Source organism: Elioraea sp. (genome assembly GCF_022842375.1).
In the GTDB taxonomy this organism is placed as follows: Bacteria; Pseudomonadota; Alphaproteobacteria; order Acetobacterales; family Acetobacteraceae; genus Elioraea_A.
The window spans coordinates 128,196-153,715 of the sequence record NZ_JALHPR010000005.1; the positions used below are offsets into that span (position 1 = coordinate 128,196).

25 protein-coding genes are annotated in these 25,520 nt (G+C 68.2%); 15 read left to right on the plus strand and 10 right to left on the minus strand.

The genetic code is table 11. The features are described 5' to 3' along the window. Positions 1-195: 195 nt before the first annotated feature. The 4 genes from Q0C38_RS06655 to Q0C38_RS06670 are packed head-to-tail and all read left to right on the plus strand — an operon-like array spanning position 196 to position 3,918. Entirely contained in the window at positions 196-1,197 is a 1,002-nt protein-coding gene (locus Q0C38_RS06655; RefSeq protein WP_291296287.1) for an isopenicillin N synthase family oxygenase, read from the plus strand. Positions 1,198-1,253: 56 nt separating this feature from the next. Further along, positions 1,254-2,294 carry an extracellular solute-binding protein gene (locus Q0C38_RS06660; protein ID WP_291296288.1) on the plus strand — a complete coding sequence of 347 codons (1,041 nt, stop codon included), beginning with the start codon at positions 1,254-1,256 and terminating at the stop codon, positions 2,292-2,294. After that, a complete protein-coding gene (locus Q0C38_RS06665; protein ID WP_291296289.1) occupies positions 2,291-3,124 on the plus strand; it encodes an ABC transporter permease in 834 nt (277 codons plus the stop codon). Before Q0C38_RS06660 ends, Q0C38_RS06665 begins: the two co-directional genes overlap by 4 nt. Next, on the plus strand, positions 3,121-3,918 hold the full coding sequence (locus tag Q0C38_RS06670; RefSeq protein WP_291296290.1) for an ABC transporter permease: 798 nt from the start codon (positions 3,121-3,123) through the stop codon (positions 3,916-3,918). Before Q0C38_RS06665 ends, Q0C38_RS06670 begins: the two co-directional genes overlap by 4 nt. A 4-nt stretch (positions 3,919-3,922) precedes the next feature. On the opposite strand, the gene Q0C38_RS06675 is transcribed toward Q0C38_RS06670, so the two are convergent. The 8 genes from Q0C38_RS06675 to Q0C38_RS06710 form a co-directional block, all read right to left on the minus strand. Continuing rightward, positions 3,923-5,515: an amidohydrolase gene (locus Q0C38_RS06675; protein WP_291296291.1), complete on the minus strand. Its 1,593-nt coding sequence runs from the start codon at positions 5,513-5,515 to the stop codon at positions 3,923-3,925. Positions 5,516-5,530: 15 nt separating this feature from the next. Continuing rightward, complete coding sequence (locus Q0C38_RS06680) at positions 5,531-7,123, minus strand: ABC transporter substrate-binding protein (RefSeq protein WP_291296292.1); 1,593 nt, start codon at positions 7,121-7,123, stop codon at positions 5,531-5,533. A gap of 136 nt (positions 7,124-7,259) precedes the next feature. Beyond that, positions 7,260-8,018, minus strand: a complete 759-nt coding sequence (gene soxA, locus Q0C38_RS06685) for a sulfur oxidation c-type cytochrome SoxA (protein ID WP_291296293.1) — start codon at positions 8,016-8,018, stop codon at positions 7,260-7,262. Beyond that, complete coding sequence (gene soxZ / locus Q0C38_RS06690) at positions 8,015-8,338, minus strand: thiosulfate oxidation carrier complex protein SoxZ (protein ID WP_291296294.1); 324 nt, start codon at positions 8,336-8,338, stop codon at positions 8,015-8,017. The genes soxA and soxZ overlap by 4 nt, the downstream gene beginning before the upstream one ends. 2 nt (positions 8,339-8,340) lie before the next feature. Further along, positions 8,341-8,787, minus strand: a complete 447-nt coding sequence (locus Q0C38_RS06695; protein ID WP_291296295.1) for a SoxY-related AACIE arm protein — start codon at positions 8,785-8,787, stop codon at positions 8,341-8,343. A 9-nt stretch (positions 8,788-8,796) separates the two neighbouring features. After that, positions 8,797-9,246 carry a sulfur oxidation c-type cytochrome SoxX gene (gene soxX / locus Q0C38_RS06700; protein ID WP_291296296.1) on the minus strand — a complete coding sequence of 150 codons (450 nt, stop codon included), beginning with the start codon at positions 9,244-9,246 and terminating at the stop codon, positions 8,797-8,799. Then, positions 9,243-11,396, minus strand: coding sequence for a molybdopterin cofactor-binding domain-containing protein (locus Q0C38_RS06705; RefSeq protein ID WP_291296297.1), 2,154 nt, complete (start codon positions 11,394-11,396; stop codon positions 9,243-9,245). The genes soxX and Q0C38_RS06705 overlap by 4 nt, the downstream gene beginning before the upstream one ends. A 50-nt stretch (positions 11,397-11,446) precedes the next feature. Next, positions 11,447-11,917: a (2Fe-2S)-binding protein gene (locus Q0C38_RS06710; protein ID WP_291296298.1), complete on the minus strand. Its 471-nt coding sequence runs from the start codon at positions 11,915-11,917 to the stop codon at positions 11,447-11,449. 243 nt (positions 11,918-12,160) lie between these two features. On the opposite strand from Q0C38_RS06710, the gene Q0C38_RS06715 reads away from it, so the two are divergent. Continuing rightward, positions 12,161-13,066 (plus strand): DUF3445 domain-containing protein, encoded by a 906-nt coding sequence (locus Q0C38_RS06715; protein WP_291296299.1) that lies wholly within the window; start codon positions 12,161-12,163, stop codon positions 13,064-13,066. Between the two features lie 8 nt (positions 13,067-13,074). Continuing rightward, entirely contained in the window at positions 13,075-14,709 is a 1,635-nt protein-coding gene (locus Q0C38_RS06720) for a phosphoenolpyruvate hydrolase family protein (RefSeq protein ID WP_291296300.1), read from the plus strand. Here Q0C38_RS06720 and Q0C38_RS06725 read toward each other — a convergent pair. Then, positions 14,673-15,287, minus strand: coding sequence for a phosphoenolpyruvate hydrolase family protein (locus Q0C38_RS06725; protein WP_291296301.1), 615 nt, complete (start codon positions 15,285-15,287; stop codon positions 14,673-14,675). The genes Q0C38_RS06720 and Q0C38_RS06725 overlap by 37 nt on opposite strands. A 128-nt stretch (positions 15,288-15,415) precedes the next feature. Between Q0C38_RS06725 and Q0C38_RS06730 the strand changes: the two genes are divergently transcribed. The 8 genes from Q0C38_RS06730 to Q0C38_RS06765 all read left to right on the plus strand — a co-directional run bounded on the left by Q0C38_RS06730 (position 15,416) and on the right by Q0C38_RS06765 (position 23,138). Further along, a complete protein-coding gene (locus Q0C38_RS06730; RefSeq protein ID WP_291296302.1) occupies positions 15,416-16,291 on the plus strand; it encodes a branched-chain amino acid ABC transporter permease in 876 nt (291 codons plus the stop codon). Next, a complete protein-coding gene (locus Q0C38_RS06735; protein WP_291296303.1) occupies positions 16,284-17,282 on the plus strand; it encodes a branched-chain amino acid ABC transporter permease in 999 nt (332 codons plus the stop codon). The genes Q0C38_RS06730 and Q0C38_RS06735 overlap by 8 nt, the downstream gene beginning before the upstream one ends. 69 nt (positions 17,283-17,351) lie before the next feature. Continuing rightward, positions 17,352-18,635 (plus strand): ABC transporter substrate-binding protein, encoded by a 1,284-nt coding sequence (locus Q0C38_RS06740; protein ID WP_291296304.1) that lies wholly within the window; start codon positions 17,352-17,354, stop codon positions 18,633-18,635. A gap of 66 nt (positions 18,636-18,701) precedes the next feature. Continuing rightward, entirely contained in the window at positions 18,702-19,463 is a 762-nt protein-coding gene (locus Q0C38_RS06745) for an ABC transporter ATP-binding protein (RefSeq protein WP_291296305.1), read from the plus strand. Next, a complete protein-coding gene (locus Q0C38_RS06750) occupies positions 19,463-20,170 on the plus strand; it encodes an ABC transporter ATP-binding protein (protein WP_291296306.1) in 708 nt (235 codons plus the stop codon). The genes Q0C38_RS06745 and Q0C38_RS06750 overlap by 1 nt, the downstream gene beginning before the upstream one ends. Before the next feature lie 11 nt (positions 20,171-20,181). Further along, positions 20,182-21,378: a Tm-1-like ATP-binding domain-containing protein gene (locus tag Q0C38_RS06755; RefSeq protein WP_291296307.1), complete on the plus strand. Its 1,197-nt coding sequence runs from the start codon at positions 20,182-20,184 to the stop codon at positions 21,376-21,378. A gap of 1 nt (position 21,379) precedes the next feature. Continuing rightward, positions 21,380-22,210: a phosphoenolpyruvate hydrolase family protein gene (locus Q0C38_RS06760; RefSeq protein WP_291296308.1), complete on the plus strand. Its 831-nt coding sequence runs from the start codon at positions 21,380-21,382 to the stop codon at positions 22,208-22,210. Positions 22,211-22,220: 10 nt separating this feature from the next. Continuing rightward, positions 22,221-23,138, plus strand: coding sequence for an SRPBCC family protein (locus tag Q0C38_RS06765; RefSeq protein ID WP_291296309.1), 918 nt, complete (start codon positions 22,221-22,223; stop codon positions 23,136-23,138). A 40-nt stretch (positions 23,139-23,178) separates the two neighbouring features. On the opposite strand, the gene Q0C38_RS06770 is transcribed toward Q0C38_RS06765, so the two are convergent. Then, positions 23,179-24,465: an amidohydrolase family protein gene (locus Q0C38_RS06770; RefSeq protein ID WP_291296310.1), complete on the minus strand. Its 1,287-nt coding sequence runs from the start codon at positions 24,463-24,465 to the stop codon at positions 23,179-23,181. A gap of 321 nt (positions 24,466-24,786) precedes the next feature. On the opposite strand from Q0C38_RS06770, the gene Q0C38_RS06775 reads away from it, so the two are divergent. Next, entirely contained in the window at positions 24,787-25,518 is a 732-nt protein-coding gene (locus tag Q0C38_RS06775; protein ID WP_291296311.1) for a peptide deformylase, read from the plus strand. Positions 25,519-25,520 lie beyond the last annotated feature (2 nt).

Sequence of the window (25,520 nt, forward strand, 5' to 3'; positions counted from 1 at the left end):
AGCCAGTGCTCGCCCGGCAGCGCCGCAGCGCCCTGCCGTCTCAGCAGGCCGTGCCACGGTGAATTCTCCTGCCATCCCGTGTCGCTTGGTGGTGAAGCAATTGGTCTGCCAGGGCAAGGCTGTGCCCGCTGGCGATGGCATGCGGCTTGCCAATCGCAGGGGGCGTTGCCGGCAGATCGCCGGGAAGGGGGGGCAATGTCCGGGTACGTTCCGCTGATCGATATCTCAGGTTTCGCACGTGGCGACGCCGCTGCGAAGGCGGCCGTGTCGGCAGAGGTCGATCGTGCGTTCCGCACCTCCGGCTTCCTCGTCCTCACCGGCCATGGCGTTCCGGGGGAGGTGATCGATGCCGCCTTCGACCGCGCCCATGCCTTCTTCGCCCTGCCGGTCGAGGAAAAACTCCGCGCGGCGCCACCCTCCGTCGACATTTTCCGCGGCTACAATGGCATCGCGAGCCAGCGCAGCGGCAATGACTATACAAAGGCGCTGCCGCCGGACCTGCGCGAGAACTTCATGATGAGCCGGATCGATGTCGCCGATCCATATTTCCGAATGCCTGGCTTCGGGAAGACCTATGCTCCCAACATCTGGCCTGCGCGCCCGGATGACTATCGGGAGGTGTGGGAGCGCTTCTACCGCGAGATGGACGGGCTGGCGAAGCGGCTGATGCGCATTGCCGCGACGGCGCTGTCGATGCCGGAGGGTTTCTTCGAGGCGTCGCTCGACCGCTGCTCCTCCACCTGCGTGGCCAACCACTACCCTGCCCAGCCGGAGGAGCCATTGCCCGGCCAGGTGCGCGCCGGCGCGCATTCCGATGTCGGCAGCGTCACGCTGCTTCTGCAGGAGCGCAGCCGAAGCGGGCTGCAGGTGCTCGGCCGCGACGACACGTGGCATGACGTGGTTGCCGCCAGGAATGATGTCATCGTCAATGTTGGTGACCTGCTGGCACAGTGGACCAACGACGTGTGGGTGTCGACGCGCCACCGCGTCGTGAACCCGCCGAGGGAGCAGGCGAACACCGCGCGGATGTCGCTCGCCTTCTTCCAGCATCCGAACTACGACGCCGAGATCGCGCCGATCTCGAGTTGCGTGACGGCGGCGCGCCCGGCGCGCTATGCACCCATATCCGCCGGCGAGCACATGCACCGGCGCATGATGCAGGCACGGACCTGGACGACCGACGCTGCTGCCGATTGATCGACCACCCCCGCGTGCTGATGCGCGCGGCTCATGTTCAACCAAGGGGGCTCCGCATGATGTTCCGTCCCAACCGCCGCAGGCTTCTCGGCCTCGGCACCGCTGCCGCGGCGGCATTGGCCGCTCCGTCGCTCGTGCGTGCGCAGGCGCGTGAGATCGTCGTCGGCGGTCCCGCCGGGATGGCTGGCCTGATGCGCGACGAGGTGATCCCGCCCTTCGAGCGGGCGAGCGGAATCCGCGTCCTCTATGAAGGCTCACGCTCGGCCGTGAACCTGCAGAAGCTGCAGACGCAGAAGGACCGGCCGCAACTGTCGGTTGTCATGATGGACGAGGACATCATGATGCGGGCTGGCAACGAGCAGTTGCTGACAGCCGCGGCGACGGCAGGGGTGCCGGAGATGGGCCGCATCATGCCTGCCTCGATCGCGCGCGACGGGCTCTGGATCCGCTACAAGACCCCGCGCTCGGCGATCGCGTACAACACCCGCCGCGTGCCTGGCGGCATCGCCTCGTGGGCGGCCGTGTGGGGGCCTGAGTTCCGCGGGCGGCTGATGGTGCCGCACATGAGCATCACCAGCACGGTGCAATTGCTGTGCGTCGCGGCCCATCTTGCCACCGGCAAGCCATTCCAGGAGGCGCAGTACGAGGTCGACGCCGGCTTCCGCAAGCTGCGCGAGATCAAACCGAACGTGCTCGGCTTCTACACGGCCGGCCAGCAGGCGCAGACGTTGCTCGAGCAGGGCGAGGCCTTCGCCGTGCCGGCCGAAATCTCGTCCTACGTGCTCATGCGGAAATCCGAAGGCGTGCCGATCGACCTCAACACGCCGACGGAGGGCTCCTTCGCGCTTCCCTCCGCCATCGCGCTGGTCAATCGCGGGCCGCAGCAGGATGGCGCGCAGGCCTTCGTCAACCACATGCTGACGGTGCCGATCCAGCGCCTCTGGGCGACCAGGCTGTTCGACAGCCCCGCCCACCCGGGCGTCGATGCCGGCCCGGGTATCCTGCCCGCGGATCGGATGTTCAACATGGACTGGGAGTTCGTCTCGACCAACCGGCCTGCCTGGATCCAGCGTTTCGACCGCGAAATCGCTGCGTGACGCAACAGAGGATCGATCCCGTCGCCTGGCTCGCGGCACCTGCCGCGGCCTACTTCCTCGTCGTTCTCGGCCTGCCGCTGGCGCTCCTGCTGGCGGCGAGCTTCAGGACGGGCGACGGCATCGGCCTCGCGCACTACGCGCGCATCCTCGGCGATCCGTTCGAGCGCGGCGTGATCCTGGCGACGCTGCGCTACGCAGCGCTCGTCACCCTCGCCTGCGCGGTGTTCGGCTATGTCTACGCCTACGCGATGGCGCGTGCCTCCGCTGCCGTGCAGGCGCTGCTGCTGGTCGCCATCGTGCTGCCGATGACGGTGTCGGTCATCGTCAAGACCTTCGGGTGGACGATCCTGCTCCGCTCGAACGGGCCGGTGAACAGCGCGCTGCTGGCCATCGGCGCGATCGACGAACCGCTGCGGCTGCTGTTCACCGAGACGGGACTGGTGTTCGGCACGGCATCGATCCTGCTGCCCTACATGGTGCTGCCGGTGTTCGCCGTGCTGCGGCAGATCCCGCCCGAGCAGCACGACGCGGCGGCAACCCTCGGCGCGGCACCGGTCGAGGCGTTCATCCGCGTGGTGCTGCCGCTGACGCTGCCTGGCGTGATCGCCGGTGTCGCGATCGTCTTCTCGATGACCGTCTCCGCCTACGTGATCCCGAGCCTGCTGACGGGGGCCGGCTACAAGACGCTGTCGAAGGCGATCGCGAACGCATTCCTCGTGATCTACAACCCCGGCCTTGGTGCGGCGGCTGGCGTGATCCTGCTCGCCATCGCGATGGCAATCGTGATGGCCGCTGGTGCGGCCGCCGCGCGGCTGGGCCGCACGGCATGAAGATGGCCAACCCGTTCACGCCGCTGCTCTGGGCGGTGACGCTGCTGATCGTCATGATCCAGATCGCGCCGCTCGTCGTGGTCGTCCTCGTCTCCTTTGCCAACTCGCCCGTGTTCGAGGTGACGTTCGGCAACTGGTCGCTCCGCTGGTGGGAGAGGATGGCGACGGCCCGTGGCTTCTGGGCGGCGATGGAGCTTTCCGCCCGGCTCGCCGCTCTCTCGACGGCCGTGGCCCTCGTGCTCGGCACGGCGGCGGCACTTGCCATCCACCGCGGGCGCTTTCCCGGCGCGGCGCTGCTCGGCACCATCCTGCTGTCGCCGCTGATGCTGCCCGGCATCGTGCTCGGCATCGCCGTGTCGCAGATGTTCCGCGCCTATGGCGTGACGGATGCGTTCACCGCACTCGCCATCTCGCACGTCGTCGTCGTCATGCCGTTCGTCGTGCGCATCATGCTGTCGAGCCTGGCGCTGTTCGACTTCACGATGGTGGAGGCCGCGCGCACACTCGGCTGTTCCTATGGCTCGGCGATCCTCCGCGTCGCCGTGCCGAACCTGGCACCCGGGCTCGTCACGTCGGCGGTGTTCGGCTTCATCGCCTCGTTCGACAACTACCCGATGTCGATGTTCCTCGTCGATGCGCGCACCAAGACGCTGCCGATCCAGATGTTGGAGTTCCTGGAGGAATCGCCGAACCCGACGATCGCTGCCGTCTCGACGCTGCTGCTCGTGCTGACGGCGATGCTGCTGCTCATCATCCACCGCGCCAGCGGGTTGCAGCGCGCCGTCATCCGCTGAACGATCAGAGAGCCTCGCCCATGCCTGTGCCCTCGGCCGGTGTCGGGATGCACCATTCGCGACCACGTGCGGTAGTCACGTATTCCGGCCACCAGAGATCGACCGGCGGAGCGATATCGCGCGGCAACAACGGCGGCACCCACTTCGTGCCGCCGACGCCGCCGCCGGTGCGCTCGCGGAACTCGCCCTGCGCGGCTGCCAGCACCTCGGGCCGCGTTGCGAGGTCGACGAGCGTCAGCGCCATCGTCCTGGCCGCGACGAACATGCCAGGGTCGACTGCCGCGGGAAGCCCGCCGATCGCGTTGTAGGCCCAGTTCGGATAGGCGTAGCCGGGCGAGGGCGGCCGAAGTCGGGGGCGCGCGGCCAGCAGCCGGACGGTCGGTGCGTGCCAGCAATATTCCACGTAGTCATCGGCGCTCAGATGCTTCTGCCACGGCGGGAGGCCTGAGCGCAGCCGCGCCTCGTTCTCCTCGGGCGGCATCAGGCGTGTCACGTTCTCGATGAACGGATCATCCATCGGTGCGAGGCCGAGCTCACGCTGGATCGCCCGGCCGAAGGCAAGCGCCTCCTCGCCATAGCGCGGCGCGCCGACGGCCTGGAGGTTCGCCCAGGTGAGGTCGGTCATCACCGTGTTGGGCAGGCCGACGCGCGTCTTCGTCACCCAGCGCACGAAGGCGCGGCAGCCGGTGGTGGCAGCCGCATGGCGCGCGTTGTTGGCGAGCACGCGCCAGATCTGCTCCTGGATGCCAAGGGAGGAGGACCGCCAGGCGTACTGGATCTGGGAGAAGCGCGGGGGCAGGTTGTCCGATGTCGCCCCGCCGTCGCCCAGCACGAACTCGTTCAGCGTCCACGATCCGGCGTGGGGGAACATCGCCTCCTTCGTGTACTTGGTCATGGTGTACATGAGGCAGAGTGCGTCGAGCGCGCCTGGGCAGCGCGCCTGGGCATGTGCGCCCTCGATGGGCACCAGCGTGGGGTCGATCCATTCCTCCGGCGTGTCGGCCTCGAAGGTGATCACGGCACTCCAATAGGCGCCGAAATGCGTCTCGCCGGTGACGGTGTTCGCCGGCCACGGGTGCCACACGACGGCGGCATCGAGCCCGTCATAGTAGCCCTTCGCGGCGTGTATCGGCTTCGAGCCGCAGACCTTCTCGGCGGGTTCGCCAAACAGCTTCAGCGTGCCGGCGATGCCGTTGCCCGCCATCGCCGCCTTCGCCGCGAGAATGGCCGCGAGTGCTGCGGTCCCCAGCACCGAGTGCGGGTCGGTGTGGCCGGCCGCGTACGGATGAACCCCGTCGCGCGGGGCGCGCCGCGGGACTACAGCCTGCGCGTTGCCCGGCACGGCATCGTATTCGGCGAAGCTCGCCAGCACCGGGCCGCCCTTGCCCCACGTTGCGACGAAGGCCGTCGGCATCCCGCCAGAGCCTTCCTCGACCTCGAACCCCTCGGTCCGCAGCAGCGCGACATAGTCACGCACCGAGAGGTACTCGCGCCAGGCGGGCTCCGCATGCGCCCAGATGCCGGCGTTGAACGCCGACATGCGGGCCTCGTTCGCGGCGATCCAGCCGAGTGCGGCCGCGCGCGCCGTGTCGTTCACGTTCACTGCCTGTCCCTATGTCCGCCGCACGTTCCAGAAGGTCGCGAACCCATCGAGGATGCCGGTGAGGTTGCTGCGATGCGCCGTTGGCTGCAGGTACTGGCCGATGGGATAGTAGGGAACCTCGCGCATCGCCTCGAGCTGGATCTCGCGGCAGATCGCCTTCTGCGCCGCCTCGTCGGGTGCGCGGAACCAGTCATCGCGCAGCGACTCGATGCGCGGCATCGTCGCCCAGCCGGCGAAGCCTGCCTCGCCATTGCCGCGCAGCGCGATGTGGCCTGCTGGGCTCAGCCAGTCGGACCCCGCCCAGTTGGTGATGAACGCGCTCCACCCGCCCTCGGACACGGGGCCCTTGCGGTTGCGCCGCTGCAGCATGGCGTTGAACTCGACCGAGAAGACCTCGACGTTCATCCCGGCACGCTTGAACTGGTCCTCGATCACAGGGCCCATCATCGCGTTCGGCTGCGAGGTCGAGGGGATCATGAACACGATCTTCTCGCCGTTGTAGCCGGCCGCACGCAGGTCGGCGCGCACCTTGTCGTAGTTGCGCGGGCCGACGAAGGGTTCGAGCCCGTCCGTCGAGGCCATCGGCGTTCCGGGCGCGAAGAAGCCGAGCGGCACGTGATAGAGGCCGGTCTCGGCGGGGCCGACGAGGGCCTGCATGCACTGCGTCTGGTCGATCGCGCCGATCAGCGCGCGGCGGATGGCGGGGTTGTTGAAGGGCGGCTGCAGGTGGTTCACCCGCACCATGCCGACAAAGCCTGTCTGATCGAGCACGCGGACGGTGACGTTGCGCGCACGGCGCAGGACAGAAAGCAGGTCATGGTAGGCGTATTCCTGCCAATCCTGCTCGCCGGCGATCAGCGCGTTCGTCGCGGTGCCCGTGTCGGGCATCACCTTCCACTCGACCCTGTCGAAATGCACCACCTTCGGCCCCGAGGTCCAGGCCAGCTGCCCGTCGCGCCGCGGCACGTAGCGGTCGAACTTCGTGTAGACGATCTGTGCGCCTGCGATGCGCTCATCCGCCTTGAACCGGAACGGTCCGCTGCCGATGAGCTCGGGCACTTGGCGGAACGGGTCTGTCTCGGCCAGCCGCGCCGGCATCATCGCGCAGACGGGAACCGAGGCTTTGCCGAGCGCGATCGGCAGCAGGGGGAAGGGGCGCTTCAGCCGGAAGCGGATCGTTCGGTCATCGGGGGCGGAGAGTTCGTCCGTCGCGTCCATCAGCGTCTGGCCGAACGGGTCGCGCCGCGCCCAGCGGCGGATGCTCGCCACGCAGTCACGCGCCAGCACACGCTCGCCATCGTGGAACAACAGCCCTTCGCGGAGCGTCAGGTCCCAGCGCCTGCCGTCATCCTCGATGCGGTGGCCGTCGACCATCTGCGGCGTCGCCTGGTAGTTGGCGTCCATGCCGTAGAGCGTGTCGAACACCATGTAGCCGTGGTTGCGCGAGACGTAGGCCGTGGTGGTGACCGGGTCGAGCGTGACGAGGTCCTGCTGCGGCGTGAAGCGCAGCGTCGTCGCCGCCTGGGCGCGCAGGAGCGATGGCCGTGCAACGCTCGCCGCGAGCCCCGCGCCGGCAGCCTGGAAGAGGGTTCGACGTCGCATGGGCGGTGCTCCTTAGGGAAGGCGAGGGCGCGCGCCAGCAGATCGCCCCCGCATCGTTTCGCCGCCAGCATGGGGGACAAATCCGCGCTCGGGCAATCCCCTTTCGGAAACCGTTGCGCGGCCGTGGCGGCGCGGCTCAGGGCCTGACGGCTGGCGTCTCGACGGGCATGCCGGCGGCGCGCGACATCAGGTAGGCCTCGAGCGCGATGGCATCGTGCGAGCCGGGGGCGAAACTCTCCGCCCGCACGCCCGTCGTGCAGCCGCGCAGCCGCCGTTGGAGCGAACCGAGACCCTGCCACTCCAGGCGGTAGAGCGGATAGCCCGTGGGGTGGCCCTGGGGGATCACGCTGCCGGCGAGCCGCCGCCCGGCATTGTCGTCATGGCACTGGGCGCAGGAGAGGTTCAGTTGCCCACGCCGCATGCGATAGAGTGCAGCTCCCTCCGCTTGCAGCAGGGCGATGCGCGGATCATCGGGTGGGGCGATCGGCAGGCCGCGCGACTGGTGCGCCACGAAGGCCGTGAGCGCGAGGCTCGCCTCGCTCTCGCGTGGCGCCGGGGTCGCCTCCTGGTGGCGGGTCTGGCAGAGGGCGATGCGCCCGGCGAGGTCGACCGCCTCGCCGCGCTCGGCATCGATCGCCGGATAGCGGGCGGCGACGCCGCGCATCGATGCCGCCGCCTCGCCGTGGCAGTCGGCGCAGGACCGCTCTGTCCGCCCGGCCTTGCGCGACCATCGCCCCTCGCCATCGAGAACCCACAGCATGCCCGGGTTGGCTGCATCGTCGGCCTGCATCGCCTGCGTCGCCGCGCTCATGTCGGCGAAGCCAGACCGCCGCTCCTCCGCGCCCGCCGCCGGCATCGCCGCAAGCAGGAGCGCGGCAAGCACGGCAGCCCTCATGGGGTGACGGTGATGCGGCGCGTCTCCGTCTGCGCGAAGCCGTTGTCGCCTTTCCACGTGAAGGTGAGTGTGCCGCTCTCTGTCGCGATCGTGGTGAAGGCGAGATAGGGGTTGGCGGCGATGGCGGGGTGCAACTCGGCGCTGAACACCTCCTCGCCGTCCCACGCGCAGGCGAAGCGGCGGATGATGTCTCGCGGCAGCACCTCGCCGCTCGAGCCGGGGCGGAAGCCTGTCTCCATCGGGTGCTGGATCAGCGCGCGAAGCTCGATCACGCTCCCGCGCACGGCGGTGGCCGGCACCTGCAGGATCACGCGCGCCATGCTCAGCCCTCCACGCAGGCAGCGAGGGTGACGACCACCTCGGTGCTCTCCGACCAGAACGAACCATCGCTCATCGCCGCGATCGCGATGATGCGCTGCGACGTCGCGAGCCGCATGCGCGTGGTGATGGCCGCGCGCCCCGCACGCGGCCCGAGATGGGCGACGATCACCTGCGGCAGGGGGTTGCGCTCGGTGAACACGCCGATGCGCTGCACGTGGTCCTGCGGCGTCATCGGGCTCTCTACCGTGATGGCGATGGGCACGGTATTGCCGTTCTCGACCAGCGGCGGGATGTCGATCGCCACGCGCCCCTCGCGCAACGTGCCGCCCTCCCCGAGGAAGGCCGCGATCGCGTCGCGCATCGTCGCCGGCGTGGCCGAGGCCGGGCGCGTGGCGCTGAGCGCGAGGAGGGCAGGGGCGGCGGCCAGCATGGCGCGGCGTGACGGCATGGGCTGCTCCTACTCCTTGAGCGTCACGAGGAAGGCCACCACGTCCTCGACCTCTCCGGCGGTCAGCACCGGCCTGCCGCGCCAGGCGGCGCCGACGGCGGAAAGCCCCTCGGTGCGGTGATAGGGTGGCATGATCGTGTCCGGGTTCACCCGCGCACTGTCGACGATACGAAGCCGCAACTGTCCCTCCGAGAGCCTGCTGCCGGCGCCGGCGAGCGAAGGGGCGAGGTTGCCCTGGAACCGCTCCTCCGGGAACGGCCCGGCATGGCAGAGCAGGCAAAGGCCCCGCTGCCTGTCGGCGACGATGGCACGGCCCCGCGCCGCGTCGCCCGGCCTGCCGGTGAGCGATGCCGCGATCGCGTCGCCGCCGATCATGACAGGCCGTGGCTCGTCCGCCGCGGCGGGCATCGTGGCCAGCAGCATGGCCACGATGGCGCCACGACGGAGCCCCCCGCTCACGCGCGCCGAAGGTCCGCGTGCTTGAGCGGGAGCGAGCGCACCCGCTTGCCCGTGGCGGCGAAGATCGCATTCATCACGGCCGGTGCGGCCACCGCGATCGTCGGCTCGCCGACGCCGCCCCAGAACCCGCCGGACGTGATGATGATGGATTCCACCGCCGGCATCTCGGCCAGCATCAGTGACGGATAGGTATCGAAGTTCTCCTGCTCGACACGCCCGCCCTTCACCGTGATCTCCTGGTGCAGCGCCGCGCCCAGGCCATAGACGAACGAGCCCTCGATCTGCGCCTCGATCTGCTGCGGGTTCACCGCATGGCCGCAATCGGTCGCAGCCACGATGCGGTGGATCGAGAGCTTGCCGTCGTTCGAGACCGAAACCTCGGCGCAGGCAGCGACGTAGCTGCCGAAGCCGTGCGTCTGGGCAAGGCCGCGGAAGCGCCCGGCAGGCGCGGGCGTTCCCCAGCCGATGCGCTCCGCCACCGCGTTCAGCACCGCCAGATGCTTCGGATGGTTGGTCATGAGCGCGCGGCGGAAGGCGAGCGGGTCCTTCCCGGCCGCGTGGGCCAGTTCGTCGATGAAGCACTCGAGGTAGATCGCGTTCTGGTTCAGGTTCACCCCGCGCCAGAACCCTGGCGGAACCGATGGGTTCCGCATCGCGTGGTCGATCAGCAGGTTCGGGATCGTGTAGCCTATATCGGCTTCGCCGCCGCTGGCGTTCAGCCCCTGGAACACGACCGGGTCGCGCCCGTCGCGGATGTTCTGCGGGAAGGTGCCAGCGACGATCGACTGCCCCGAGATGCGCATGGTGAGGCCGACGAGGTTGCCCTGCGCATCGAGCCCGCCGACGAGCTTGCACTGCGTCACCGGGTGGAACCTGCCCTGCAGCATGTCCTCCTCGCGCGACCAGATCATCTTGATCGGCGTTCCCGGCATCTGCTTGGCGATCAGCACCACCTGGGTCACCCAGTCATGCACGGCGCCGCGCCGGCCGAAGCCGCCGCCGAGGTGGATCTTGTGCACGTCGCACTGGGTCGCCGGAAGGCCTGATGCCGCCGCGGTTGCCGCGAGCGCCGCCTCGCCGTTCTGCGTCGGCGTCCACACCTCGCAGCGATCGGCCGTCCAGAGGGCCGTGGCGTTCATCACCTCCATGCACGCATGGTTCTGGTGCGGATACGCGTAGACAGCCTCGATCCGCTTCGCCGCACCCGTGATCGCTGCGCGCGCATCGCCCGCACGGTTGCCGACGACAGCCTCCGGCGCATCGAGCCCTTCCTTGAGCCAGGCAGCGACGGCCTCTGAGGAGGCGTTCGCGTTCGGCCCCTCGTCCCACACGATCGGCAGCGCATCGAGCGCCTTCTTCGCCCGCCACCAGGTATCGGCCACGACCGCGACCGCGTTGTCGCCCACCGGGACGACGCGCTTGACGCCCGGCATCCCTTGCACGGCCGCGGCGTCGAAGCTCCTCACCTTGCCGCCGAAGATGGGGCAGGCCCGCACGGCGGCGTTGAGCATGCCCGGCAGGGTGAGGTCCATGCCGTAGACCTGCGAGCCGTTCGTCTTCTCGACCGTGTCGAGGCGCGCGACCGACTTGCCCGCGATCTTCCACGCGCGTGGATCCTTCAGCGGAACGTTCTCCGGCGGCGTCAGCCTGCCGGCCGCCTCGGCAACGCGGCCATAGGTGGTCGTCCGCCCCGTCGGGGTGTGGGTGATCACGCTGTTCGCGGCCGAGCATTCAGCCGCCGGAACGTTCCACGCCGTGGCGGCTGCCTGGACGAGCATCATCCGCGCCGCCGCACCGCCCTTGCGCACGTAGTCCTGGCTTTCGCGGATGCCGCGGCTGCCGCCGGTGGAGAAGTTCCCCCAGACGCGGCGTCGGGCGAGGTTCTGCCCCGGCGTCGGATACTCCGTCGTCACCTTCGCCCAGTCGCACTCGAGCTCCTCGGCCACGAGCTGCGCCAGCCCGGTGAGCGTTCCCTGCCCCATCTCCGACCGGGCGATGCGGATCACAACGGTGTCGTCGGGCCTGATCACCACCCAGGCATTGACCTCCGGCGGGATTGCGGGTGCGGCGCCCTGCGCGACGGCGCTGCGCGTCAGCGGCACGTGGAAGCCGAGGGTGAAGGCGCCGGCAGCAGCCGTGGCTGTGGCCATCAGGCCGCGGCGGGAGAGTGTGCTCTCTGTCGTCATGTGCCCGTTCCCCCTCAACCGCTCGTCGCCGGGCCGCCCTCGGCGGCCCGCTTGATGCCCGCGAGCACCCGGTTGTAGGTGCCGCAGCGGCAGATGTTGGTGATCTCGGCGCGGATCTGGTCCTCGGTCGGCTTCGGCGTCTGCGCGAGCAGCGCGGCCGCGGCCATCAGCATGCCCGACTGGCAGAAGCCGCATTGCGGCACGTCGAGCTCGACCCACGCCTTCTGCAGCGGATGCTGCGTCCCCGCGGGCGCGAGGCCCTCGATCGTCACGATTTTCTGCGCCTCGGTGAAGGCGGAGACGGGCGTCGCGCATGAGCGCACGGCCACGCCGTCGACATGCACGGTGCAGGCGCCACAGGCGGCGACGCCGCAGCCATACTTCGTTCCGGTCAGCCCGATCTGCTCGCGCAGCACCCAGAGGAGCGGCGTGTCGTCCTCGACCGCCACGTCGATCGTTCGTCCATTGACGTTCAGCTTGGCCATGTCGCTCCCCGTTCGTTGGGCCTTGGGTCGTAGCCCCCGGCACGTCCCTTCGCTCCCAGCGGCCTTGGGCCGTCTTGGCAGGGGCGCAACCGGTTGGTGCAGCCAGCCTACGCTATACGCCGGGAGAGGCAATCCCAGAGGGCAATGCGCGCCTCATGATGTTGTGACCGGCTTCGTGCGATGCTGCGCTGCGCTGCCGCAGCCCGAGGAAGCGGCCGTCGCATGACCGGAGTGATGCCACCGATGACCATGGCCAGCCTGCCGGACGAAGCCGTCCACCTGCCTTTCGATGACGGACCGTTCCGCATGGCGATGGGCCTCGTCGCCTGTCCCGAGGATGACTGGCTCGAGATCGACGCTCGCTACCATGAGGAGATGGCAGAGCGTCGCGACCTGCTGGCCGCGCGCCATGCCGAGGTCTTTGCTGCCTGCCCGGGCTCTGAGCCGGCGCGCGTGGAGGTGCTGGAAGTTGTCGCCGCGCATCTTGTGCGGCGATACCCCGCCTGGTTCATGCGTGAGTGCGACACGCTGCATAACGCGTTGACGGGCGAGACGTGGACGCTCACGGCCCCGCACTGCGATCCGCTCGCGCTCGCTGGCCTGCTGGTGCAGGAGGATCTATGCCTCATCCGCCCTGGCGCGGACGCGGCCGTGCTCGAAGCAGCGGTGGTGTGCGCGCCGAGCCGCTGGCGGCTTGCGGAGAAGATCGGTCGACCGTTGATGGCGGTTCACGCACCGGTGCCGTTCTACGGAGACAGGCTCGGCAGCCCGGTCGATCGCTTCATGCGGCAGCTGAAGCCCGGGCGGATCGCTGTCAGGATGAACTGGTCGATCGTCGATGATCCTGCGCTGTTCCAGCCACATGCTCCATCGCGCCACGAGGCCTGCTCACCGATCACTTCGAGCAATGCCGGCGAAACACTGCATTTCCGCATGGAACGGCAAGGGTTCCGCCTGATGGAGCGATCAGGCTCGGTGCTGTTCACCATCCGCGTCCACAGCTATCCGCTGGCCCGTGTCGTTCGTCTCCCCGGCGTCGCGGCGCGGCTCGCCGGGGCGGTGCGAGCACTGCCGCCCGAGATGTCCGCATACAAGGCCCTCGTGCCGTTCCTCGATCCGCTGCACGCCTATCTCGCGGCGGTGGCGTGATGCGGCGGATGGCGAAGCGGCCCGATATCCTCGTCGGTGCCGCGATCGGCCTTGGCATGACGGCGCGCGCGGCGGCCGACGGGGGTGCGGATTTTGTTCTCGCGCTCAACGCCGGCCGGTTCCGCGTGATGGGTGCGCCCTCGCTCGCCGCGATGCTGCCGATCAGCGACAGCAACGCCTTCACTGACGGCTTCGCCCGATCCGAGATCCTCGACCGCGTGGCCATCCCCGTCTTCTTCGGTGCGGCGGCGTGCGACCCGCGCGTGGATGTCATGGCCCTCGTCACGCGAATCCGGCGTATCGGCTATCGCGGCATCGCCAACTTCCCGACCGCCATCCATCATGACGGGCCGTTCCGCGCGGCGCTGGAGGCAGCCGGCCTCGGCTTCGCGCGCGAGGTCGAGATGCTTCGCGCGGCGCGCGGAATCGGGCTCGCCACGCTCGGCTATGCCAAGACGCGCGCGGAGGTCGATGCCCTGCTCGATGCCGGCGTCGAGCATCTCTGCCTGAACTTCGGCTGGAACGCCGGCGGCAGCATGGGCGTTCCGGGCGGCGTTCCGCTCGATGATGCGGCCGAGCGTGCGCGGCGGATCTTCGCCCATGTGCGACGTATCGCACGCGGCACGCTCTGCCTGGTCGAGGGCGGGCCGATCGTCGATCCGACGCACATGATCCGCGTGTGCGATGCCTCGCGCGCCGATGGCTATGTCGGCGGCTCGACGCTCGATCGCCTGCCGCTCGAGATGTCGGTGATGCAGACCACCTCGGCCTTCAAGACCGCGCGGCTGTTGCGTGACGACCGCGCCGGCGGGGAGCAGCGGATTGTGGGGCTGCTTGGCGGGTCGCAGGCAGCGCGGACGCTCGCCGAACGGATCGCGAGGCTCGTCGCGACCGACCTGCCGATCGTCATCGAAGGCGAGGCCGGTGCCGGCCGCACCTCCGCGGCGCGGGCGATCCATGCCACGAGCCGCCGTGGTGGCAGTGTCGGGTTCATCGATGCGCGCGAGGACATCACGGGGGCATTGTTTGGCGAGCGGGGCCGAAACATGCTGGGTGCGGCGCAGAACACGGTTGTCATCGAGCATGCCGATGCGCTGGCGCCGACGCTTCGCGCACGGCTCGCGGAATGGATCGAGCGCGGCACGTTCGATCGTTTCGCCCGGCCAGACGAACGGCGGCCACGCGCGCGCCTGCTGTTGACGCACCCACCTGGCGGCGAGGCGCTCGCCCGCGCCCTCTCGGCACAGCGCCTTGCCGTTCCGCCGCTGCGCGAGCGGATGGAAGACCTTCCAGTCATTGCCCGCGCGATGCTGGGTGCAACGGGAAGGCCTGTGCCGGCCCTTCAGCCCGCCGCGCTCAGGCTGCTGATGGCACAACGCTGGCCCGGCAACCTGCGCGAACTGCAGCACGCCCTGGCACGCGCGGCGCTCGAGGCCCGTGACGGGCGGATCGATGCCGTGGTGATCGAGCGCGTGCTCGGCCCCGCCCAGGTTGGCGCTGTCACGGAAGCGATGGATGAGCGTGCCTGGATTCTTGATGCGCTGCGTCGGCATCGTTTCCGACGTGGCGAGACGGCAGCGTTCCTCGGCATCGCTCGGAAGACGCTCTACAACCGGATGCGGCGGCTTGGCCTCGACAACTGAGAGTCTGCCGCATCGCGCCAGGCGAATGGCTCTCCTCCTTCGATCAGCACGTGGCTTGCCTGCTCTGGCCATGGCCGCGCCGGGCCCTCCCCGAGGCCGGGGTGGAGCAGGATCCGCCGCAGCCCGAGCGATAGCGCGATCGTTGCCGCATCGTCCGAGACGGCGCAGGCGATCGGCGCCATTCCATGCTCGGCGAAACGCAGCAGCATGCGGAACTCGGCTTCCGCGCGCATGCCAACCGAGGCCAGCGCCGCTGACGTCTCGGGACCGAAGAACTGGATCGTCGGGAAGTTCACCACCTCGGTAATGCCAGCTTCTGCCAACGCCGCCGCGACATCAGCGACGCGGAGGAAGGGGTCGCTTGCGAACACGCCCGCCACGGGTGCGCCCGCCCGCAGCCGGGCCCGCCCACGGCAGGCGGCAAGCAGGGCGCCGTTGATGTCGAGCACGGGCAGCAGCGCGACGAGGGGCCACCGCGCCGGCGGAAACTGCGCGAGCGCCGGCAGGAACACCCCGTCGCGCCGACGCTCGGGCCTGACACCGGCGAGGGAGGCGAGGGGATGCAGGGTTCGCACCATACCCAATATTACCCGTTAATGACGCGCAATCCACCTTGCGACGAGCATGCCTGATCAGGCACACCCATGGTGGGAGCGGCCAGCCGAACAGATGCGGCCGAGGGAGACACAAGGGAGACGGGCCGGGGATGGACCTCGCCGCGACCATCGTGCTGAACGGGCTCACGCTCGCTGCGCTTTATTTCATCGTCGCGAGCGGCTTCTCGCTGATCTTCGGCCTCATGCGCGTGGTGAACATGGCGCATGGTACGCTCTATCTGGTTGCCGGCTATGTCGGCTACCGCGTCTTCGAGCCGCTCTATGACGCTGACGTCTGGTGGGCATGGTATGCCGGGCTCGCGGCCGGCATTGTCGCGGCGGCGGTGGCCGGCGCCCTGTTGCAATGGGTGCTGCTGTCGTGGATGCAGGGCCAGGAACTGCGCCAGGCACTCGTCACGATCGGCGTCTCGATCATCGTGGCTGACCAGGTGCTGGCGATCTTCGGCGGCACGCCGCGGCAGTTCTTTGCCCCAGACGCGATCTTCGGTTCGACGCGCGTTCCCTTCGTCGGCGGCTACCCGACCTTCCGCCTCGTGCAGATCGGCATCGCGATCGCCGTCGGGATTGCGCTTTGGCTCGTCCTCAATCGCACGCGCCTCGGCATGATGATCCGCGCCGGTGTCGATGACCGCGAGATGCTCGGCGCCTGCGGGGTGAACGTGCCGCGCGTCGGCATCGCGGTGTTCGCGCTGGGCGCGGCGCTCTGCGGCCTCGGCGGCGTGATCGGCTCGACGGCACAGCCGCTCGCGCTTGGCCAGGACGGACGCTTCCTGCTCATCTCGCTCGTCGTCGTCATCGTCGGCGGCATGGGCTCGATCACCGGCACGGCGATCGGCGCGATCCTCGTCGGCCTTGCCGAGCAGATCGGCCAGGCGATGTTTCCGACCTACTCCGTCATCCTCACCTTCGTGATCATGGTGGCGGTGCTCGCGCTCCGGCCGCAGGGGATCCTCGGCCGTGCGTAGCGCTGCCTTCCGCGCGATCGGTGCGCTGCTGCTCGTCGCAGCTCCCTTCCTGCTGCTCGTCGTGCTGCCGCAGAACCAGGCGCTGTTCTGGACGGCCAACGTGCTTGGCAGGGCGATCGTGTTCGGCATCATCGCGCTGTCGCTGAGCTTCCTCGCCACCTATGGCGGGTTCATCTCGCTCGCGCAGATGATGGTGGCGGGCTCGGCCGGCTACGCAGTCGCGATCCTGGTCGATGGTGCGGTGCCGACGATCGTGGGCGGCGTTCCCTATGCACTCGCGATGCCGATCGCGCTCGTCGTCGCCACGCTGATGGGGCTTCTCGTCGGCGCCGTGGCCGTACGCACGCGCGACATCTACCTGCTCATGATCACGCTCGCGGTGGCGATGGGCGTGTTCCGCTTCGTCGAGACCAACATTGCTTGGTTCAACGGCTACGAGGGCATCCGCAATGTCGTGGGGCCGCAGCTGTTCGGCACGGATTTCCGGAATCCGTACGTATTCTATTACGTCTCGCTCGTGGTCGCCGCGCTGCTCTATGGCGGCGTCCTCTACCTCGTGCGGACACCGTTCGGGCTCGTGCTCCAGGGCATCCGCGACAATGACAGGCGTGTCGCTGCACTCGGCTACTCGGTGAAGCTTCACCGCATCGCCGCGTTCGGCGTCGCCGGCTTCATCGCAGGCGCTGGCGGGGTGCTGGCAACGATCTACAACATCGGCATCTCACCCGGCACCATCGGGCTTGGGCCGACGGTGAACGTGCTGATCATGAGCGTGATCGGCGGGCTCGGCCATCCAGCCGGCGCCTTCATCGGCTCGCTGATCTTCACTGTGTTCGACACCTTCGCGGCCAACATCTACGACCGCGACCGCTTCAATACGCTGATCGGCCTCGTGTTCCTGGTGATCGTGCTCGTCTCTCCCGACGGCATGGTCGGTCTTGGCACGCGGCTCCGCAGCCTGCTCGGGGCACGCCGTGCGCCACAGCCCTGAGGAGCGAGGCCCCCGGCACGGTGCCGGACGCGCCACCAACGAAAATCAACACAAAACAGGAGGAACATCATGACGACGACACTCACGCGCCGGCGCGCCCTGCTCGGCACGGCAGGCATTGCAGCGGGGCTGGCAACGCCGCTTGCGGCCCCCGCGATCGCACAAGGAGCGCCCATCCGGCTCGGCGGGTTGACCACGCTCGAAGGCCCCTTCGCAACGGGTGGCCAGGATGCCTTCCGCACCGTTCAAATGGAATTGGAGCGGATCAACTACACGGTCGGCGGCCGCAGGATCGAGTTCATCCGCGAGAGCTCGAACGCACAGGCCGATGTCGCGCTGGCGCGTGCACGCAAGCTGATCGAGCAGGATAACGCCGACATCATCCTCGGGCCCCTCTCGGGTGCAGAGGGCATTGCGCTGCGCGACTATTCGCGCACGCTTACCGGGCGGACGATCGTCAATGGCAGTTCCGGGGCGTCCGACACGACGCTGCGCAACCCTTCGCCGAACTTCTTCCGCTTCTCCACCGATGGTACCCAGTGGATGGCCGGTCTCGGCCGTTACGTGTACGAGACGCTCGGCGTGCGCGAGGTCGCGGTGACCGCCGGTGACTACGCCTTTCCGTACGCTCAGGTGTTCGGCTTCAACATCGAGTTCTGCCGGCTCGGCGGCCGAGTCACGCAATACTGGGCGCCGCTCGGCACGACGGATTTCGGCGCGCAGATCGCACAGATCAACCGCTCCAGCGCCGGCGCGCTCGTAATCGTGCATGGCGGAACCGACGGGCTCGCCTTCATGACGCAGTATGCCCAGGCGGGCGGGCAGAAGCCGCTCATCGCCGGCTCGATCATGGCTGACCAGACGATGCTCGCCGCACGCGGCCCGCATCGGCGCGTGATGGTCGGCATGGTCTCCGGCGGCCCGATCGCGGATGTGATCGACGATCCCGATTGGCGCGAGTTCGTCGAGCGCTACCGCCGCCGTTGGCTGAACGAGGGCGGGTTCCCGTCACCCTCGATCCACGCGGTCAACTACGCCACGAACCTCTGGGGCATCCTGAAGGCGCTGGAGGCCGTCCGCGGCGATCTTTCGAACAACCAGCAGGCGTTCCAGCGCGCGCTCGCCGCCGCCGAGTTCAAGGCGCCCACGGGCGCAAACGTGAAGCTTGACCACAATCGCCAGGCCATCTCCGACATCTTCCTCAATCGCGTCGAGGAGCGGGACGGTCGTGCGCAGGTGGTGGCCTTCGCCCGGGCCAATGCGGTGAACCAGACCCTCGGCCTGCCTGAGGCACAGTTCCTCGCCCTCGGCGCGCCCTCGCGCGACAATGCGGGCTGCGTGCGCCCATCCTGACGGCCTGACCTGTACCAGCGGGGCCGGCGAACGCCGGCCCCGCCCCTTGTCCTGGACCCCATAACCGTGACAGTCCCTGCCCTCAGCCTGCGGAATGTCAGCCGTCGCTTCGGCGCGCTGCAGGCCGTGCGCGATGTCAGCTTCGACGTCATGCCGGGCGAGCGCCGGGCCGTGCTCGGCCCGAACGGGGCGGGCAAGACGACGCTGTTCAATACGATCTGCGGCGACTTCCCGCCGAGCGCAGGCAGCATCAGCCTGTTCGGCCGCGACATCGCCAGCGCAAGCGCGCATGAGCGCACGCGGCTCGGCATCGGCCGCACCTATCAGACATCGCTGCTGTTCAACGGGCTCACGGTCCTCGATAACCTGTTCATCGCCGTGCGCGGATTGATGCCCAACCGTTTCTCATTCCTTCGGCCGCGCCGCGATGACACCGCGATGGCCAAGGCGCGCACCCTCGCTGACCGTTTCGGCCTTGCACCGCTGGTCGCCGAGAAGGTCGTCAATCTAAGCCACGGCCAGCGCCGGCAGCTCGAGATCGGGATGGCGCTTGCCGGCGACCCGAAGCTCCTGATGCTCGACGAGCCGGCGGCCGGGCTTTCACCTGGCGATCGCCCGGGCCTGCTGGCGATGCTGCACGCCCTGCCGCGCAGCGTCACGTTGATCCTGATCGAGCACGATATGGATATCGCGCTTCCCGCTGCGGACATCGTGACGGTGATGAAGGACGGCGAGGTCGTGGTCGAGGCGCCACCCGACAGGATTGAGGACAATCCGATCGTGCAGGCGATCTATCTCGGCAGCGGGCTGGCCGGGGGTGGGCACTGATGCTGTCGGTGACCGACCTTCATGTCCGCTTCGGCGAGGCGCATATCCTGCAGGGCGTAAGCATCGCGGTTGGCCGAACGCCGCTGGCAATCGTCGGGCGCAACGGCATGGGCAAGACCACGCTCTGCCAGGCGATCATGGGCCTGGTGCGGTCGAGCGAGGGCGCGGTGACGCTCGCCGGAACACCGCTGACCGGCAAGCTTCCCTACCAGGTCGCGCGCAGCGGCGTCGCGCTCGTGCCGCAGGGGCGGCGCACCTTCCCTTCGCTCTCGGTGCATGAGCACCTGCTGCTGGTCGCTCGCACGCGGGACGCGGCATGGACCATCGATCGTGTCTACGACACTTTCCCGCGTCTCGCCGAGCGGCGACGCAACGGCGGCACCGAGCTTTCGGGCGGGGAGCAGCAGATGCTCGCGATCGCGCGTGCGCTGCTGATGAACCCGACCCTCGTCATCATGGACGAGCCGAGCGAGGGGCTCGCGCCTGTGATCGTCGACCAACTGATCGGCGTGCTGCGCACGCTCGAGGGCGACGGGATGGGCCTCTTGCTCGTCGAGCAGAACCTCCGGGTCGCAACCGAAGTTGCGTCCGAGGTGTCGATCATGGTGACCGGCAGGATCGCCACGACCCTGCCTGCGCACGTGCTTGCTGCCGATACCGAGATCCAGCGCCGCTACCTGGGCGTCGCGGCTGGCGGACATCACTGAGGAGGAAGGCGATGGCGAAGGTCTATGTCATCGGGACGATGGATACGAAGGGCGAGGAGCTTCGCTTCGCGGCATCATGTGTGCGCCGTGCTGGCGCAGAGCCCGTGCTCGTCGATGTCGGAACGAAAGGCGCAGGCGTGGGGGCGGATGTCACCGCGGCCGAGATCGCCGCCCATCACCCTGACGGCGCTGCCGCCGTGCTCGGCCTCAACGATCGCGGCGTTGCCGTTGCCGGCATGGCGGAGGCGCTGACGCGCTGGCTCGTTGCGCGCACCGATATCGGTGCCGTGCTCGGCCTCGGCGGTTCGGGCAACACTGCACTCGTGACGGCGGCGATGCGCGCGCTGCCCATCGGCGTGCCGAAGCTGATGGTCAGCACCGTCGCGTCGAGCAACGTCGCACCCTATGTCGGGCCGGCCGACATCGCGCTGATGTACTCGGTGGTCGACGTCGCCGGGATCAATGGAATCTCACGTCGCGTGCTCGCAAACGCGGCGCACGCCGCCGCCGGCATGGCAATGAACCACCCGCCCGCGGCAACTGAGGCCGAGAAGCCTGGCATCGGCCTTTCGATGTTCGGCGTCACGACGCCCTGCATCACGATGCTGCGCGAGGTGCTCGAAGGGTCCTACGAGTGCTACGTGTTCCACGCCACGGGTGCCGGCGGGCAGAGCATGGAGAAACTCGCCGATTCGGGCCTCGTGTCGGCGCTGCTCGACATCACCACGACCGAGGTGCCCGATCATCTCTTCGGCGGCGTGTTTCCCTGCACCGAGGACAGGTTCGGCGCAGCGATCCGCACGAAGCTGCCCTATGTCGGCAGCGTGGGTGCCGTCGACATGGTGAATTTCGGTGCCAAGGAGACGGTGCCCGCCCATTACGCGGGCCGGACGCTCTACGTGCACAATCCGCAGGTGACGCTGATGCGTACGACGCCGGAGGAGAACCGCGAGATCGGCGCGTTCATCGTCTCGCGGCTCAACCGCATGGAGGGGAAGGTGCGGTTCCTGCTGCCGCTTGGCGGCGTCTCGGCGATCGATGTGCCGGGCATGCCATTTCATGATCCGGAGGCAGATCGTGCGTTGTTCGACACGATCCGTTCGCACTTCGTCACGACGCCCAATCGCCGGCTGATCGAGGTCGGAGCCGCCGTGAATGACCGCGCCTTCGTCGATGCCACCATCGCCGCCTTCAGGGAGATTGCCTGAGATGCCCCGCTTCACGCGCGCCGTGCTGCTCGAGAGGTTCAATGCCATGGTAGCGCGCCGCGAGCCGATCATCGGCGGCGGCGCGGGAACGGGACTGTCGGCCAGGTGCGAGGAGGCCGGCGGGATCGACCTGATCGTCATCTACAATTCCGGCCGCTATCGCATGGCTGGGCGCGGATCGCTTGCCGGGCTTCTCGCCTACGGCAACGCGAACGAGATCGTGAAGGAGATGGCACGCGAGGTGCTGCCCGTCGTCAAGCGCACGCCAGTGATCGCCGGCGTGAACGGCACCGACCCGTTCGCGATCATGGATCACCTGCTGGATGAGCTGAAGGCGCTGGGCTTCGCCGGGGTGCAGAACTTCCCGACCGTCGGGCTGATCGACGGAACGTTCCGCGCCAATCTCGAGGAGACCGGCATGGGCTTCGGGCACGAGATCGACATGATCCGCCTCGCCAATGCGAAGGACATGCTCACCACGCCCTACGTGTTTAACGCGGATGAGGCAGCCGAGATGGCAAAGGCGGGGGCCGACATCCTCGTGCCGCATCTCGGGCTTACCACGGGCGGAGCGATCGGCGCCCACACCGCACTGAAGCTCGAGGACTGCCCCGCCCTGATCGACGAGTGGGCGGAAGCCGCGCGCCGCGTGCGGCCGGACATCATCGTGCTCTGCCATGGCGGTCCGATCGCGACACCAGAGGATGCGTCCTACATCCTCCGCAACACGAAGAACATCAACGGCTTCTACGGCGCGTCATCGATGGAGCGGCTGCCGACCGAGATCGCGCTCACCGAACAGACGCGCAGCTTCAAGTCCATCAGTTTCTGAAGGAGCCACCATGGCACGCGCCTATGCCTCCACCGTCCTCGACGCGCCGATCGAGACCGTCTGGGCAACGATCCGCGACTTCAACGGGCTGCCGTCATGGCACCCGGCGATCGCGCGGTCGGAGATCGAGGATGGGCTCGATGCAGACGCGGTCGGCTGCATCCGCCGCTTCTGGCTGCAGGATGGCACGATGGTGCGCGAGCGCCTGCTGTCGCTCGATGACCGGATGACGAGCTTCACCTACAATTTCGAAACGCCCGCCTTTCCGGTGAAGAACTACGTCGCGCGCATCCGGCTCATGCCCGTCACGAAGACCGATCAGACCTTCGCCGAGTGGGAAGCGAATTTCGACGAGGCGCCGGAGGACGAGGGCAAGTATGTCGATATCGTCTCGAACGGCGTGTTCCAGGGCGGGTGGGATGCGCTGAAGAAGGCGCTCATCGTCCGCGCCAAACCCGAGGGTGCGAGGCGCTGGGCGGGCTTCCCGCCGAACAAGGTCTGGTGCAGCACGGTGATCGACGCGCCGGCCACGAAGGTGTGGGGCGTGATCCGCGACTTTGCCGGCATGGGCGCGTGGCACGAGGCGATCACGAAGATGCACATGCTTGGCGGCGTCCGCAGCGACAAGGTGTCGGGTACGCGCGACTTCCTTTTCGGCGAGGGGCATCTCAACGAGAAGCTGCTGCATCTCGATGACAGCGAGATGAGCTTCTCCTACTGCATCACCAAGTGCGACATCCCGTGGATGAACTACATCAGTGGGCCGCGGCTCTGGCACGTCACGGACGGCAACCGCTGCTTCGGTGCGTGGACGGGCGACTGGATCGCCGCGCCGCAGGATGACGTTGCCCTGATCCCGCTCGCAACGAACGACGTCTACCTCAAGGCGTTCGACACCGTCGCGGAACGGATTTTCATGAGGGGCTGAGAGAAAGGGGGGCGGCGCCACCACGCCACCCCCCTCACCCTCATTCCGCGGCGATCGGCAGGCGCTCGCGCGCGATCGTCCGCCGCGGGTCCTTCCAGAGCCGCCCGTCGGTCATCACCATCGCGATCTTGTCCTTGTCCGCGAGCAGCGTGACATCGGCCAGCACGTCGCCTTTCACGAGCAGCAGGTCGGCGAGGAAGCCCTCGCGCACCTGGCCGAGTTCGCTCTTCATGCCCATCAGGTCGGCGCCGACACGCGTCGCGCATTGCAGCGCCTCGTTCGGCGTGTAGCCGAAGAAGCGGACGAAGTGGCTGATGTCGCGCGCGTTCTGGCCCTGTGGCGTGAAGGCGAAGCCATAGTCGCCGCCGATCACCACGCGGATGCCGCGCTTGCGCATCTGGTGATAGGTCTCGCAGCTGACGTCGAACGCCTTGTCGAAGCCGCGGGCGATCAGCCAGTCCTTGCTGATGCCGATCTTCTCGTGCTCGTACATCAGGTTGTAGAGCAGGCCGAAGGCCGGGCCGACGAAGTGCTTGTGCTTGTTCCGCTCGAGCATGTCGAGCGCTTCTGCGTCTGACTGGTCGCAGTGGTAGATGCAGTCGACCCCCGCCTCGACGCAACGCTTCACGCTTTCGGCCGACCGCGAGTGCGCCACGAGCATCTTGCCGAACTCATGCCCGACCTCGACGGCGGTGGTGATTTCCGCGCGCGACATCGGTGTGATGGAAGCCTTGGCGTGGGTAACGAAATCATCGCCGGAGACGTTGATCTTGAGGTTGTCCACGCCCTCACGCATGCAGAGGCGCGCGACCTTGCGCATCTCGTCAACGCCGTCGGCGATCAGCGCGAAGCTCTCGCGGTAGAGATGGACCCGCCGCTCGTCACCCAGCCCTGCTGTCGTGGTGATCTCCGGGCTTGCCGCGCGCATGCGTGGGCCGATGAAGTCGCCCGCATTGATGGCGTTGCGCGTGACGACGCCGAGGCGAAGCTTGGCCGAAGCCGCCTCGAACAGGCTGGTGAACCCGTGATCAAGCATCACCCGGGTGTTCTTGATTGTCATGAGCAGGTGCTCCTCGGGCGGAATTTCGCCGAGTTGCGCCGGCTCGCTCACCCCCGTGAAGGTTGGATGACTGTGCCCCTCCACCATGCCCGGCATGAGCGTATGGCCAGTGCCGTCAATCACGTCTGCCCCGATAGCATCGATCGTGCCGAGATCCGTCGCGACCGCGCGGATGCGGTTGCCCTCGACGAGGACATCAGCGGGATACGCGTCGGCGCCGCTGGCGTCGAACACGCGTGCGTTTCGGATCAGAATGCGTCCAGACATGAACTGACCTCCCTTGGTTCCGCGCGTTTTCCTCGCGCGATCCTCCATCTTCCCAAGGAGGGCATCGCGTTTCAACAGTGACGATGCGCTTCGTGCCGGGCAAATGCTGTCGGCGCAGCCGGCGTTGCGGGATGGGATGTGCGCCGTCCCTATGCTCCGTCGGAGAACGCCGTACTGTGCCATGCGCGCCCGGCACCATTGCGCTCGTGCAACACAAGGGAAGCGACAGGTCGACCCATGGGCGATCTGTCGGGCTCCATGTTGGGGAGTAGCGAAAGAAGCCCCGGCCAACCGCACGCGTGATCCGGACGGAGCCTGGCGTTGGCCCTCGCTGCGGTATCCCAACGAGGAGACCTGACGCTCAGTCACGCATGGGCAATGCCGGTCGCGTGCGAAATCGGGTTGCATCGGCGCCGCTGCTGGGCTCGACTTCGCAACGGTGATGTTGCGCAGGAAGACGAAAGGGGCCGACCGCTGCCAGTCCGCCAGATCCTGAAGCTTGGCAATCCCGTGTTGCGTGCCCGTGCTGCTGCGGTGGCTGATCCGCGCTCGCCCGAGATCGCCGCGCTGGTGGCGGATCTGCGCGATACGCTCGAGAGCATCGGCGGCAACGGCATCGCCGCGCCGCAGATCGGCGTCTCCCTCCGTGTGTTCCTTTACGCGATCCCGCGCTCACGCCTGCCCGAGTGCGATGCGTTCCGCCCGGTGCCGTGGTGTGCGCTCGTCAACCCCGAGATCGAGCCGCTCGAAGGCGAGCATCGCCCCATCGGGCTCGAACGCTGCCTCTCCATCCCTGGCCTGCATGGTGCGGTGCCGCGCCACACCGTGATCCGCGTCCGCGCCCCGTCGGCCGATGGCGAGGCGCTCGATTTCGTTGCCCGCGGCTACCACGCTCGGCTGATCCAGCACGAGAACGATCATCTCGACGGAATCCTGTTCCCGATGCGCATGGCCGATCTCGGTACGCTCGGCTTCAACGATCAGGTACCCGAAAAGGCTTTCCACATTCCCGAGCCAGACTGTCCCGACCCCTTTGCCGGAGACGACGAATGAAC